This window comes from Psychrobacter sp. 1U2 (assembly GCF_051847575.1).
The window spans coordinates 1-13308 of record NZ_JBPYDC010000038.1; the positions used below are offsets into that span (position 1 = coordinate 1).

Consider the following 13308-nt stretch of genomic DNA (forward strand, 5'->3'; position numbering starts at 1 on the left):
AAGTGCTTTGCAGTAGCAAAAGCAGAATGTCCTTGCTGATAATAAGCTATTACCCTTATCTTAAAGTCTATGTCGTACTTCATAAAATAACCCCCAAAAGTTGTGTCCAACTTATGGGGGTCAGTTCAGAGTTAGGCGGTTTTTATTTTATCGATCTATCCGTTTAGACTGGTCCATTCAATGTAGGCTTACGCTTGACCTTGCGCATCGACCTGAGCTTGTTCTTGGCTTTGAGCATAAGCTTGGTCAAAGTTGACCGGCGCTAGTAACAACTGCGGGAAGCTGCCACGAGTGACGATATCGCTGATCACTTCACGCGCATAAGGGAACAAAACGTTAGGGCAGTATGCGCCTAAGATCTGTCCGATTTGGTCTTCTGGAATATCTTTTAATAAGAAAATACCGGCTTGATGCACTTCTGCGATAAACGCTGGTGCTTCTGCGTTTTTGGCATTGACACTAACCGTTAAAGTCACTTGGTAATGATCGTCGTCTAACTTCTCAGCATTGCTTGATAGGTTGATATCTAGCTCTGGGTTCCACTCTTTGGTGAATACGTCAGCGCCAGGCACTTCAAGCGACATATCTTTGACATAAATGCGCTCTAAAGCCAGTTGGGGTTGTGCTTGTTCTTCAGCCATGGTATTTCCTCTAAAAATTAATAAAATAACTACTCAAAAAGATGCGAAGTTACGCCGTTTAGCCAGCTAATAGCTCATCAAGCTTGCCTTGCTGATTGAATTGATTGAGCTCATCAAAACCGCCAATGAAAGTCTCACCCACAAAAATTTGTGGTACTGTGCGGTAATTATTGGTTTTTTGCATCAAAGCGCGGCGCTCATCGCTGCTCATATCATGCATGCCAATCTCTTCATAATCAACGCCTTTAGATTGTAATAGTTGTTTGGCGTTTGAGCAATAGGGACAGATTGGCGTGGTATATACTTTAACAGGAACGGTCATAATAAATCCTTAACTATAATAAATGACTAGTAATAACGCATACTAGCTGCCATTACTGAACAGGCTAGTTTTTATTATCTTCAGTTATAAAGTGGGGCTCAAGGTGATAAATTCAAGCAGAGACCGATAAATGTAATAAAAGTTCACAATATCCGCAATTATTATTATAAAGATTACTATTGGCATAAAAAAAACATCATAGCTATATTTTATAGCTATGATGTCTTGATACTTGGTAAATACAGGGCTGTATAAATCAAAATATTAATTGTCAGACCCAATATCCACTACTTACTAAGTTTTGGCTTTGATTTGCCTTTTTTAGCTTGTGCCTCTTTTGGGCTCACTAACGGCATGCCAGCGCCTTGCCAGCCACCCACGCCGCCTTCTAAGCGATAAACGTTGTCTTTGCCGATCATCTGTATCGCCGCACCGGCTTGCACGCCCATATCACAAATGATAATCACGGGCTGCTCAATTGCGCGTATTTCCTCTAAGCGATCTTTTACTTCGGTAAAAGGAATATTACGACTGCCTTGAATATAGCCGGTCTCAAACTTCTTTTTGGCACGAATATCGATCAATTGTGCGTTTTGTGAGTTGACCATCATCCCAAGCGTGTTAGGAGATATTTTTTTGCCACTACGTTTATTTTCAATGGTAAAAAATAGTATGGCTAATACGGCCAAAATACCAAATAAAAAAGGGTGATTGCCTACAAATTCAAGCGCACGATCCACAACAGACCTCCAAAAAATTAGGGCTCTAGCAGACTGCGAATACAGCCTAACCATATTGAACCAGGCGCTATTATACCGATAAGACTCGTTAGAGTAAACGGTCGATCAAAGCAAACCCGCCCTAGCGTGGCCTAGTTTGACTTAGTATGGCTTCGTATCTGCCTCTTGCCTTAGGGTAACTAAATTCTCGACGCGGCGCTGCAATACTTCACCATCTGCTACCGCTTGCCATAGCGCGCAGCCTTTAGAGTTATGCGTGTGGCGACAGTCGCGAAATTGACAGTAACCTGCTAGAGGGGCGAGTTCTATAAAGCCTGAGATAATATCTTCAGGGGTCAGATGCCAGATGCCGTATTCTCGAATGCCGGGCGTATCGACGATACCGCCAGCAGTCAACTCATCAGGATTAAAAGGCAATAACCGACTGGTGGTCGTGGTGTGCTGACCCAGTTGTGAGTTCTCAGAGATGATATTGACACTTTGAGCAGACTCCGGCAGCAGCGCATTGATAAGGCTACTCTTGCCAACACCTGACTGACCGGCAAAAATGACAAGCTTATGATCGATATAGCTCTTTAGCTCGCCTAAGCCTATTTGCTCATCATTCTCCGCGATATTTTCGGGGCAATCAACAGAGGTCAAGACACTCTCGTAGCCTAAAGCGGCATATTGAGTGAGTAGCTCGTGGGTATCTGCATAATCATCTTCAGCCAGTAAATCGGCTTTATTGAGTACCAATAGCGGCTTAACACCGGCGTGATGACAAACGACTAAATAGCGGTCAATCAATGAAGGAGCAGCGGCTGGCAGCGGCGCAAAAACAATCGCCAAAATATCGATGTTAGCGGCGACAGGTTTGAGCTTATGATAGCGATCCGGACGCGAGACTAAGGAGGTGCGTGGTTTGACGGATTCAATACGTCCAAAGCCGGTATTAGAATCCGCCGTCCAGCGCACTTGATCGCCCGCGGCGAGCATCGGCAGATTCGTACGCACATGACAGCGCCAAATATCACCAAGTGCGAGCTCTTGCCAAAAAGGCTCAGGGTCGTCGGGACCAATCTCTGGCGGCTCATCAATAACAGCCGGTAAGCTGGTCACTTGCACTTCTAGCTGCTTACCGTAGTGTGCCATGACCACACCATCCATCAAGCTATCATCAATACTATCTTGACTTTCTAGTTGCTGCTTGTCTATGCGGCGAATTTGCTGTTTGGTGAGTTTGCGTTGCCGAATCAATGCCATGAGTGCTGCCTATATCGAAAATATTGCTCAGTGTAGCGCGAAAATTTGCTAACATACAGCTTAAGCTTAACAGTGGTTTTGTAAAGCTGTAAACATCATGAAAACTAAAGAAATCACGAGATATTTTAAACCTTAATAATAGGACGCCTTATGAGTAGCGATGACCATCCCAACAAGATAAAAATTAAGAATCAAGGCAAAAAAGGGTTGGTCTGGATAGACCTTGAGATGACCGGACTCGATACGCTCAATGACGAGATTATCGAGATTGCTACTGTGGTCACTGATGAGGATCTGAACGTTTTGGCTGAAGGGCCGGTATTTGCGATCAAAATATCTGATCAGAGACTCAATCAGATGGATGAGTGGAATACTAAGCAGCATGGTCAGTCAGGCTTAGTGGATCGGGTGCGCCGTAGCAAAGTGACTTTAGCAGAAGCCGAAGCGGAAACTATCAAGTTTCTCAATAAATGGGTCGATAGCGGTAAGTCGCCGATGTGTGGTAACTCTATCTGCCAAGACAGACGTTTTTTGGCGCGGCAAATGCCGGAGCTTGAGCGCTTTTTTCATTATCGCAATTTAGATGTGTCGTCGGTCAAAGAGCTATGCTTTCGCTGGCGTCCTGATATCTTGAAGAATTTTGAAAAGGGCGGTAGTCATTTAGCGTTAGATGATATCCGCGATTCTATCCGCGAGCTGAAGCACTATCGTCAGCACTTTTTTAAGTTAATGGAGTAGCGCAGGCTACATATAAAGAATTTATTTTATAGCAACGCTAACAAGAGTAACGCTAGAAATAGCAACGATAACAAGAAAAACCTCCAAGTCAGCTGCTGACTTGGAGGTTTGTTTTATTCTAAGTAGTAAAAACTACATATAGTTTTCGATGCCGTCTATCATAACAAAAACTACATATAGTTTTCGATACTTGGGCATGAGCACATGAGATTCTTATCACCATAAACATCATCGATACGGCCGACGCTTGGCCAGAATTTGTGCGCGCGCACGTATGGTAGCGGGAAGGCAGCAGTATCACGGCTATATGGATATGACCATTCTTCATTAGTGATGACAGAAGCGGTATGCGGCGCGTTAACCACTGGGTTGTTCTCTAATGTCCAGCCATCTTCACCTGCTTGGGCTTTTAGAATTTCAGCTTTGATAGATTTGAGCGCATTGATAAAGCGATCTAGCTCCTCTTTGGACTCAGATTCAGTCGGCTCAATCATTAACGTCCCTGACACAGGGAAGCTCATGGTTGGCGCATGGAAGCCATAATCCATCAGGCGCTTAGCGATATCGCTCTCAGTGATGCCCGTGTCTTCTTTTAGCGGACGGATATCAATAATACATTCGTGCGCCACTCGGCCGTTTTTACCGGCATATAAAACAGGATAATCAGACTTGAGCTGGTCAGCGATATAGTTGGCATTGAGTAAAGCTAGGTTAGTCGCTTCAAGCAAGCCATCGCGGCCCATCATCGTAATATACATCCATGAGATTGGTAGGATGCTAGCTGAACCATAAGGCGCTGCGGATACCGCAGAACATGCGTTTGGCGCGTTATGTACAGGAACCACGGCATGGTTGGCTTTAAACGGTGCCAAATGCGCTTGCATACCGATAGGACCCATACCAGGGCCGCCGCCGCCATGCGGAATACAAAAGGTCTTATGCAGATTCATGTGTAGTACATCTGCGCCGACATCAGCAGGCTGCATGATAGCCACCTGAGCGTTCATATTGGCGCCATCCATATAGACTTGGCCACCATGCTTATGAATGAGATCACAGATGTCGCGGATACCTTCTTCAAAGACGCCATGGGTCGATGGGTAAGTAATCATTAATGCGCCTAGATTGGCGCTGTGCTCTTCACATTTCGCTGTTAAGTCATCTATATCGACGTTACCGTTATCATCAGTTTTGACGACGACGACTTGCATACCCATCATGATAGCAGTTGCGGGGTTGGTTCCATGAGCTGACATAGGGATCAGGCAGATATCACGATTGGTCTCACCTAAAGACTCATGGTAACGGCGAATAGCTAACAGACCGGCGTATTCACCAGAGGCGCCAGAGTTGGGCTGCATAGAGATATCATCGAAGCCGGTTATGGCTTTGAGCTGCTCTTGCAAGCTATCGATCATCTCGATATAACCTGAGACTTGATCTAGTGGCGCAAAAGGATGCACATTGGCGAATTCAGGCCAAGTAATCGGTAGCATCTCGCTGGTGGCGTTCAATTTCATCGTACAGCTACCTAGCGCAATCATGCTACGGTTCATCGCCAAATCTCTATCTTCTAAAGATTTTAGATAGCGTAGCATTTCGTGCTCAGTGTGGTGCGAGTTAAAGACCGGATGACTTAAGATATCATCGCTACGCAGATGCGTCTGATCCAATGATACGCTAGCGTCTTCTGGTAGCTCATGAGAGGTACTAACAAACAGTTGGGTCAATACTTTAAAGTCTTCCTCATCGCTAGTTTCACTAAAGGCGACGCCAATCTTTGTATCATCAAAACGCCATAGGTTATAACCGACATTATCAGCGTTTTCGAAAATTTGCGTGGCTAGCTTTTCAGAACCGCAATCGACGACAACAGTATCAAAGAACTGATCATGTACGATGCTAAGCTTATTTTCGCCCTTAGCTTGATTGATAACCTGCGCGAATGCCGTAGCAAAAGCATGAATGCGCGTGGCGATACGTTTAACACCGCTTGGGCCATGGTAGACGGCGTACATACCAGCGAGGTTGGCGAGTAGTACTTGTGAGGTACAAATATTTGAGTTGGCTTTTTCGCGGCGGATATGTTGCTCACGAGTCTGTAGCGCCATACGTAGCGCGGTATTGCCTTGTGCGTCTTTAGAGACACCGATAATACGACCAGGCGCTGAGCGTTTAGCTTTATCAGAAAAAGCAAAGTAAGCAGCGTGTGGACCACCATAGCCCATCGGAATACCGAAACGCTGGGTGCTACCTAAAGCGACATCTGCGCCCATGTCAGCAGGCGACTTTAGCAGCACGAGGCTCATAATGTCGCTGACGACACTGGCGTAAGTCTTTTTTTCTTTAACGGCGCTGATGACGTCGGTTAGGTCCTGAACGTCACCTTCTTTACCGACATACTGGAAGATAGCACCGAAATAATCGCCTGATTTGGCCAGATCAAAGTCACCAACGACCACTTCCCAACCAAAATACTTAGCGCGAGTTTGGATAACGTCTAGCGTCTGCGGATAGATGCGCTCGTCAACGAAAAACTGCGTTGATTTGCTTTTGCTCATGCGCTTAGACATCGCCATCGCTTCAGCGGCTGCCGTCGCTTCATCGAGCAGTGAAGCTCCTGCCATCTCAAGACCGGTCAGATCAATACAGACTTGCTGGAAGTTCAGTAAAGCTTCTAGGCGACCTTGAGCAATTTCGGCTTGGTACGGGGTATAAGCGGTGTACCAGCCTGGGTTTTCTAGCACGTTACGTTGGATGACAGCCGGCATACGTACTGGTGAGTAGCCTTGTCCAATATAGCTCTTATTAACAGTGACGTTATCTGTCATTTTGCGCAGTTTGGCTAGCGCTGCATGCTCGCTCATCGCGAGTGGTAGATTAAGGTCTTTATGCAGACGTACCGGCTCTGGCACAGTATCATCGACAAAGCTTGCCATGTCTTGATAGCCAATGGCGCTTAAAAGATCAGCTTGTTTGGTTTCATTAGAGCCTAAGTGACGATAGACGAATTCAGACTCGTTAAATAGACCTTTAAAGGTATCGAACGTCGGTTTTTGAGAAGTAGTCATGACAGTCCTTATTAGCGTTTAGAGTAAGGTATAAAGAGATAAGGTCATTTATTAAGCGACTTATCATTAGTAATTTGGTGGCAAATATGAGTTGAGAAGAGCAATATCACTATGATTAAGAGTGTGATTCTGCTCTGATATTAGACGTAATGAACGAATTGCTCTTGCTCAAAGCGAAATTGTGAGCTGTAGATGCCGTTATCAGCTCGCTCACCCGCTCCAATCATCATAACAATATGATGATCGTCCGTCAGGTCGAGTAGTCGCTTCATCGCCGGTTCATCAAAACCACCCATCGGACAGCTATCAAAACCGTGTGCTCTAAGGGCTAACATTAAATTTTCAGCGGCAAGCGAGGCGTTGTTAGTTGCCCAGTTTTTGACATCGTCGAACGTATAATAAGGCGATTTGATAGGGCCTTTGACTTGTCTAAAGACTTTAGTGGCGCTCCATTTAGCCATTGAGATCACGTTGATAGGACCACGTAAAAAGTCTAAAGCGACCACTTTGGTATAGTAGTCTTTAACCTTTTTAGGTACGGGCTTATCTGGATACTCGCGGAGGATTTGCTGCGCATGGTCTTGCCAGATATCGGTACGTGCCACGACTGCAATCAAGCGAGCGGAAGTTTTTGCCGCGTTTTGATTCATGCAATTCTTAACCGCGCGTTTGCGCTTGTCCGGGCTATCGATGACATAAAATTCCCACGGCTGTAAGTTACTCGAGTTCGGTGCTAGCATCGCTAAACGTAAACAGTCGGCCATAACCTCATCAGGAATAGGCGTATCGGTAAAGCGGCGTACAGAACGGCGCGACTCTACCACTTGGGTAAAAGCTTGTAGTTGAGGGGTGTGATCCGGCATGGCTAAGGTGTCTTTAGTAGAATTGGCGCTTTTATTATCAGTGCTCATGTCAAAGTCCGTGCGAGTTTCGTTAGAGTGGGAAAAATGCATAAATCGGCATGCACAAATAAGATAGGGGATGGGCAAAATCGCTAAGCTGCATTTATGATAAAACTTTATAAAGCATAATTTTTAGATAATGCTTTTATATGCAAGTTATCTAGTAGTAAGGTCTTTAGCAGCATGTGCGTAAAAGTTTAAAGAATAGTGAATAATAAGGGCAGATATTGATGCCAGTAGCTACTGATATCAATATCTGCAAAATCTTCTACAACCGTCATTAGAGCTTAAAGATTACAGCTCGTTCTCATACTCTTCAGCACTCAATAGCGCTTCATAGTCGTCCATATTGTCAGGCTTCATTCTAAAGAACCAACCTTCGCCATACGGGTCTGAGTTAATGATTTCCGGATCATCTTCTAACGCTTCGTTGATAGCAACGACTTCGCCTGAGATAGGGGCGTAGACATCAGAGGCGGCTTTGACAGACTCAACGACTGAGATCTCATCATCAACAGCGATAGTATCGCCAACGTCAGGTAGCTCGACGAATACTACGTCGCCTAGCAAGTCTTGGGCGTGATCCGTGATACCGACAGTGATAGTGCCGTCATCCTCTAAACGTAGCCACTCATGGCTTGCGATATACTTCAGTTCTGCTGGGACATTACTCATAGTTCTCTCCTAAAGAGTAGAGGGTGGTTTATAATCAATTCAAACTTTATCATCAGTTACAGCTGATAGCCAAAGCTGACGGTAATATTATCAGTGATGGGACTTGCAAAACAAATAGTATTAGTCGAATTGCTGCTGACCGTTACGCACAAAAGGGAGCTTTAATACGCGCACATCGACGAATTTACCTTTACCGCGCAAGTCGATCTGTACCGTATCTTCCTCTGAGAGGCTAGTGGGTACGCGGGCGATGGCAATAGAGTTTTTGAGGCTAGGGGAGAACGTACCACTCGTGATTACGCCAGTTTGCTCATTGTCAGTGCCTTGATTGATAGTCACTTCCATACCTTCGCGCAGCACCCCGCGGCTGGTCATAAGCAGGCCTACTTGCTTCATAGCCGTGTTGTCTTCTTTGGATTGCTTACGCTTACTGACTAAAGCTTCGCGCCCTACAAACTCACGCTCATCTTTTAGTGCCAGCGTCCAGCCCATATTGCACTCGTAAGGGCTGACCTCATCGTCCATATCGTGACCATAAAGGTTCATACCTGCTTCCATACGTAGCGTATCGCGAGCGCCAAGGCCAGCAGGCTTGATGTCATTATCTTTCAATAATTCAAAAAAGGCTGGTGCGTCATCGCTATGCATGATGACCTCAACGCCATCTTCACCAGTGTAGCCTGTGCGCGCAACGAACCAATCTTGCCCTTCGATATCGGTCAAATCTGCACCAACGAAAGGCTTTAGGCTTGACAGCGTCTCTGACCAACTTGGCTTGGCTTGTGCTAATTTCTCCACCGCTTTAGGACCTTGCACTGCAATCATGGCAAGCTCTGAGCGCTCATTCAAGGTAACGTCAAAACCTTCAGCCACTTTATGAAACTGTGCCATATCTTTGTCACGAGTAGCGGCGTTAGAGACGATACGATACTCAGTTTCGCCTTCATTCATTAGATAGACAATCAAATCATCGATAATACCGCCTCGCTCATTTAGCATTGGCGAGTACAGGGCTTTACCCACGGTTTTGAGTTTATCGACATCGTTGGCTAGTAGCTTTTGCAGCCAAGCTTTGGCGTCGGTGCCGCTAATATCGACTACCACCATGTGCGAAACGTCAAACATCCCGGCATCGGTACGCACCGCTTCGTGCTCTTCGATTTGTGAGCCATAATGAATAGGCAGCTCCCAACCCGAAAAGTCGACTATTTTTCCGTCGCTATTAACGTGTGATTGATAAAGAGGGGTGCGCTGAGGGGCTTGAGTAGTAGTGTCGGTCATAACAAATCCTTGTGTTTAGGCCATCTTGACTGTAAATAAATAACGAGCTAATTATCTACAGTATAGAATAAGCATTTAAACAATAGTGGGAAGCAAGAGTGTAAGGTGCAAACATTACAATAAAGGGTGGCACAAAATAAAGCTACGCAAAAACACTGGTAGTGTCAATTGCATATAAGCCCTATCTGTCCTGTGACCTGAGATTTTCAATACCCTATTGCGGTATCACCTATTGTAGTGATAAGACGTTAATAGCGTATTTTCTCCCCTTCGGTGGGTGAAGCTTTATAGGACTTCACCGCTCTCCAGATTTGTTATGCCTAGTTGTGAGTCGTGATAATAGATGAGCGGTTCAAACTATTAACAAGCTACGATAGTAGGCATGAGTTTTTCAGTCCTTTTACCTGAGCGATTGGCAGGGTGGATGCGCCTTCGGTGATCTTGTCTTTGATAATAGCTACAAGCTATTGTCTCAATGACAAAACTCTCTCCTGAAAAACCCTTTTATTATGAAAGGTTCTCCGCTGTTTTACAAGGCATCTAGGCGTTTAATTAAGCGTTTAATCACAATTAATTTTTATAACCACCTTTTTTCCTGTGAGTTAAGAGGTTATTCGGCCTCTTACAGCTGTTGTTTTAGGTTTAGCGGTACTTTAAATAGCTGATCAGCTGCTACCTTTACCGCAATAAAACGTAAAGCCACTACTGATAATTAGTCAAATTATGCTAGGCTACTGCCATAGCTCTGATAATTATTTTATAGATAGGTAGTCGTTATGCATTGTGACATTTATAAATTTCCCAAACATCCAGACATGTACGTTTATATAGCGCGCCCTGATTATCCGGATGATACCGATGAGATTAAAGACTGGCTCAGTGTGTTACCCAAAGATTTCCGATCAGGGCTAGGGGTTAGCAAGTTTGTGATGCATTTAGACCTTAGTACTACTCAGAAATTGGCGAGAGTCGATAGAGAAGAAGTATTGGCCAAGCTACAAGCACAAGGTTATTTTGTACAAATGCCGCCAGCGGACGTGATGCGAAGGCAAGCTGAAATGCGAGCAAAAGATGCTCAAGATAAGAAGTATGATTAGGACGTGTTGTACATTCACAAGTCGTGATAAAATAGTGTTTTAACATAGTTTTTAACTTAGACGTCGTTTGACATCGACATCACTAAACGCAGGTGATTGAATAAGCATGGATTGGTTGAAAGGTATTTTAAATTTTTTACCACTAGAGCAGCTCAGCGAGATTCTTGGTGAGATTGTGATTTGGTGGAGCCAGATGGTCAAAAACGTACCACCTGCCGATTTGCCTATGTACGCTTATCTAGGCGGTACGGTCATCGTCTTGCTGTTGTGGATTTTGGTCGCGCGCATTATGCCAAAACCGCTTGGCGGTATGAGTTGGATGGTTATCTTTGCAGTGCTATTAGCGCCAGGTACCGCGCTCGGCGAGCAAGGTGAGATCGCGCCTGCTAGTATCGGCGTGGTTTACGCGCTGATGATGAAAGACACCGCGTCAGCCGTCAGCAGTGCGCTGCCTATCTTAGTGGTGTTAGTGGTCGGTTTATTTATCGGTTTTGTTTGGCAGCTGATTCGCGGCGCTTTTGAATCAAGCCTCGATAAGGCGCGTCGCAATAGTGCGGAAGATACCGAAGCCAATATGCAACTGGCATCAGGCAACTACTTAGAAAAGACGCATAGCGAGCCGGTACCGACAGCACAAAACGCACAGAACGAGCTGTCAGATAATCTAGCGGCTCAGCACGTAAAAGCTGCCGATACGACGACTGATACCCTCACAAAAAAGCCCGTCGAAGGGTTTTACAGCAAAAAAACGAGTGATAAAGCCGCAACGAGAGTAGATAAAAAAGACCAATGATAATATCCAGTCGTTTTGTGAGTTGGCACTAGTAGAGCAGTAAAAAGACACGAAGCAGTGTCTTTTTTTTGGTTTAGCGGCTCTCTAATCTGTCCGACTAAATTTTAGGACTTTAGGCATAAATACATATATCGACTAAAAATCACAAACGCATGAGTATTTTGGCATTAACAGTGGCTGTGCTAATCTTAGGCAATAAATTATATCGCTTGACCTATTTAATACTTTAATACTTCGAATCAGCCCTATTGTTTATCACCATACTTGAGACTAATACTATGACAAATGACCCCAAAAAAAGCTTTACCGGCACCGATACTTATATTGCCACCGATGATCTGCAGTTAGCCGTTAATGCCGCAATGACGCTACAAAAACCACTGCTTATAAAAGGCGAGCCGGGTACGGGTAAGACCTTACTCGCTGAAGAAGTGGCCGAAAGCTTGGGTATGCCTTTGATTACTTGGCATATCAAGTCGACGACCAAAGCCGAGCAAGGCTTGTATGAGTATGATGCAGTCTCGCGTTTGCGCGACTCACAACTTGGCGATGATAAAGTCTATGATATCGGTAACTACATAAAGCCGGGTAAGCTATGGGAAGCCTTTACTAGTCAAGAGCGTAGTGTGCTGCTCATTGATGAAGTGGATAAAGCCGACATTGAATTTCCCAATGACTTGCTGCATGAGCTCGATAAGATGTCTTTTTATGTCTATGAGACCGGCGAGACCATCTCAGCTGAACAGCGTCCGGTGGTCATCATCACCTCAAATAATGAAAAAGAGCTGCCCGATGCCTTTTTACGCCGCTGCTTCTTTCATTACATCGACTTCCCAGAAGAGCAAACCATGCGCCAAATCATTGAGGTTCATTTTCCTAATATTCAAGAAAAACTGGTCAATGACGCGCTCGATATCTTCTATAAACTGCGCAATCTGCAAGGGCTTAAAAAGCCACCTTCGACTTCAGAGCTGGTCGATTGGCTGACTTTATTGCTAGCTGACGACATGGCGCAAGAGGAGCTAGAAGAAAACTTGCGCGGTGAGAAGTCTATTCCGCCTTTATATGGTGCGCTACTGAAAAACGAAGCCGATGTCAATTTATTGCAGCGCTTTGCGAATATGATGCGAAAATAGAGGAGAGGCTTTTTGTATTTTGATACTCAATATGATGCTTTTGCTTTGATAGACGACAGTGACGAGGCGTTATCAAAAACGCTTGACGTGCTGCTGTTTAAAAGCAGTACTTCGAGTAAATTTAATAGTGTCTCTGATAGGTTAGATGGTTTTTGGTCGTCAAAATTTATAGACAATTTAACCTTACAACAGACAAATAGTGAAAACTTTATTCTCGCTTTAAGTCAATATATCCGCTCAGCATCAGTGGATAAGGCTGTAGTACTCCATTTATTACGGCTTAATCAAGAAAGCGTTATCAAAGCAGTACGTCAATCGGGAGTCATTGCGCAGCCTGATCATCACTCTTGGATAATTTTGCAAGATATTGCTAATCAATCTAGCCTGTTAAAACTTGATGATTTTCTGCAAACGGCTGCATATATTCAATCACAATATCAAGAACGTCTTAATGCTTATCAACTGCTTAAAAATAAATTGCAGTTGGATCAAGTGACCGCTATGGTATTTAGTAGCTTGTACGCTTGTGAGCATTTAATACTAAATTTTAAAAGTATAGATAATCTTTATACTACGATACCTTATCAATGTGATATAGTCAGTCTTTTATAAATAAGATACAATACTTTTAAAACTGAGAGAAAGATATTAATAACGATGACTTATT

General features: G+C 44.4%; 13 protein-coding genes and 2 riboswitches. Of the genes, 5 read left to right on the forward strand and 8 right to left on the reverse strand.

Going from position 1 to position 13308, the window contains the following annotated elements:
* Positions 1 to 188: 188 nt before the first annotated feature.
* The 4 genes from secB to rsgA form a co-directional block, all read right to left on the reverse strand.
* On the reverse strand, positions 189 to 641 hold the full coding sequence (gene secB / locus ACS8FD_RS12420; protein ID WP_439276137.1) for a protein-export chaperone SecB: 453 nt from the start codon (positions 639 to 641) through the stop codon (positions 189 to 191).
* A gap of 58 nt (positions 642 to 699) precedes the next feature.
* The gene (gene grxC, locus ACS8FD_RS12425; protein ID WP_439276138.1) at positions 700 to 963 is read right to left on the reverse strand and encodes a glutaredoxin 3; all 264 of its coding nucleotides are present in this window, start codon (positions 961 to 963) and stop codon (positions 700 to 702) included.
* A gap of 287 nt (positions 964 to 1250) precedes the next feature.
* Positions 1251 to 1703: a rhodanese-like domain-containing protein gene (locus ACS8FD_RS12430; protein ID WP_439276139.1), complete on the reverse strand. Its 453-nt coding sequence runs from the start codon at positions 1701 to 1703 to the stop codon at positions 1251 to 1253.
* 141 nt (positions 1704 to 1844) lie between these two features.
* Positions 1845 to 2948 (reverse strand): ribosome small subunit-dependent GTPase A, encoded by a 1104-nt coding sequence (gene rsgA / locus ACS8FD_RS12435; RefSeq protein WP_439276140.1) that lies wholly within the window; start codon positions 2946 to 2948, stop codon positions 1845 to 1847.
* A 150-nt stretch (positions 2949 to 3098) separates the two neighbouring features.
* Here rsgA and orn point away from each other — a divergent pair, with 150 nt between their 5' ends.
* Positions 3099 to 3686, forward strand: a complete 588-nt coding sequence (gene orn / locus ACS8FD_RS12440; RefSeq protein WP_025647130.1) for an oligoribonuclease — start codon at positions 3099 to 3101, stop codon at positions 3684 to 3686.
* Between the two features lie 170 nt (positions 3687 to 3856).
* On the opposite strand, the gene gcvP is transcribed toward orn, so the two are convergent.
* From gcvP to gcvT, 4 genes are all read right to left on the reverse strand, one after another.
* Positions 3857 to 6757 carry an aminomethyl-transferring glycine dehydrogenase gene (gene gcvP, locus ACS8FD_RS12445; protein ID WP_439276141.1) on the reverse strand — a complete coding sequence of 967 codons (2901 nt, stop codon included), beginning with the start codon at positions 6755 to 6757 and terminating at the stop codon, positions 3857 to 3859.
* 140 nt (positions 6758 to 6897) lie between these two features.
* Complete coding sequence (locus ACS8FD_RS12450) at positions 6898 to 7668, reverse strand: nitroreductase family protein (protein WP_439276142.1); 771 nt, start codon at positions 7666 to 7668, stop codon at positions 6898 to 6900.
* Between the two features lie 285 nt (positions 7669 to 7953).
* Complete coding sequence (gene gcvH / locus ACS8FD_RS12455; protein WP_201557195.1) at positions 7954 to 8334, reverse strand: glycine cleavage system protein GcvH; 381 nt, start codon at positions 8332 to 8334, stop codon at positions 7954 to 7956.
* Between the two features lie 120 nt (positions 8335 to 8454).
* Positions 8455 to 9615 (reverse strand): glycine cleavage system aminomethyltransferase GcvT, encoded by a 1161-nt coding sequence (gene gcvT, locus ACS8FD_RS12460; RefSeq protein WP_439276143.1) that lies wholly within the window; start codon positions 9613 to 9615, stop codon positions 8455 to 8457.
* Positions 9616 to 9790: 175 nt separating this feature from the next.
* Positions 9791 to 9934: riboswitch (glycine riboswitch) on the reverse strand.
* A gap of 63 nt (positions 9935 to 9997) precedes the next feature.
* Positions 9998 to 10119: riboswitch (glycine riboswitch) on the reverse strand.
* 272 nt (positions 10120 to 10391) lie between these two features.
* Here gcvT and ACS8FD_RS12465 point away from each other — a divergent pair.
* The 4 genes from ACS8FD_RS12465 (at position 10392) to ACS8FD_RS12480 (ending at position 13253) form a co-directional block, all read left to right on the forward strand.
* The gene (locus tag ACS8FD_RS12465) at positions 10392 to 10712 is read left to right on the forward strand and encodes a YcgL domain-containing protein (RefSeq protein WP_439276144.1); all 321 of its coding nucleotides are present in this window, start codon (positions 10392 to 10394) and stop codon (positions 10710 to 10712) included.
* Positions 10713 to 10818: 106 nt separating this feature from the next.
* A complete protein-coding gene (locus ACS8FD_RS12470) occupies positions 10819 to 11505 on the forward strand; it encodes a hypothetical protein (RefSeq protein WP_439276145.1) in 687 nt (228 codons plus the stop codon).
* 278 nt (positions 11506 to 11783) lie between these two features.
* The gene (locus ACS8FD_RS12475; protein ID WP_439276146.1) at positions 11784 to 12641 is read left to right on the forward strand and encodes an AAA family ATPase; all 858 of its coding nucleotides are present in this window, start codon (positions 11784 to 11786) and stop codon (positions 12639 to 12641) included.
* Between the two features lie 12 nt (positions 12642 to 12653).
* A complete protein-coding gene (locus tag ACS8FD_RS12480; protein ID WP_439276147.1) occupies positions 12654 to 13253 on the forward strand; it encodes a hypothetical protein in 600 nt (199 codons plus the stop codon).
* Positions 13254 to 13308 lie beyond the last annotated feature (55 nt).

Excerpts from the sequence above, each read along its gene's own strand:
- ACS8FD_RS12450 (WP_439276142.1), bottom strand. The coding sequence starts at position 7,668 with ATGAGCACTGATAATAAAAGCGCCAATTCTACTAAAGACACCTTAGCC.
- rsgA (WP_439276140.1), bottom strand. The coding sequence starts at position 2,948 with ATGGCATTGATTCGGCAACGCAAACTCACCAAACAGCAAATTCGCCGC.
- gcvP (WP_439276141.1), bottom strand. The coding sequence starts at position 6,757 with ATGACTACTTCTCAAAAACCGACGTTCGATACCTTTAAAGGTCTATTT.
- secB (WP_439276137.1), bottom strand. The coding sequence starts at position 641 with ATGGCTGAAGAACAAGCACAACCCCAACTGGCTTTAGAGCGCATTTAT.
- grxC (WP_439276138.1), bottom strand. The coding sequence starts at position 963 with ATGACCGTTCCTGTTAAAGTATATACCACGCCAATCTGTCCCTATTGC.
- ACS8FD_RS12470 (WP_439276145.1), top strand. The coding sequence starts at position 10,819 with ATGGATTGGTTGAAAGGTATTTTAAATTTTTTACCACTAGAGCAGCTC.
- gcvT (WP_439276143.1), bottom strand. The coding sequence starts at position 9,615 with ATGACCGACACTACTACTCAAGCCCCTCAGCGCACCCCTCTTTATCAA.
- ACS8FD_RS12465 (WP_439276144.1), top strand. The coding sequence starts at position 10,392 with ATGCATTGTGACATTTATAAATTTCCCAAACATCCAGACATGTACGTT.
- orn (WP_025647130.1), top strand. The coding sequence starts at position 3,099 with ATGAGTAGCGATGACCATCCCAACAAGATAAAAATTAAGAATCAAGGC.
- ACS8FD_RS12475 (WP_439276146.1), top strand. The coding sequence starts at position 11,784 with ATGACAAATGACCCCAAAAAAAGCTTTACCGGCACCGATACTTATATT.
- gcvH (WP_201557195.1), bottom strand. The coding sequence starts at position 8,334 with ATGAGTAATGTCCCAGCAGAACTGAAGTATATCGCAAGCCATGAGTGG.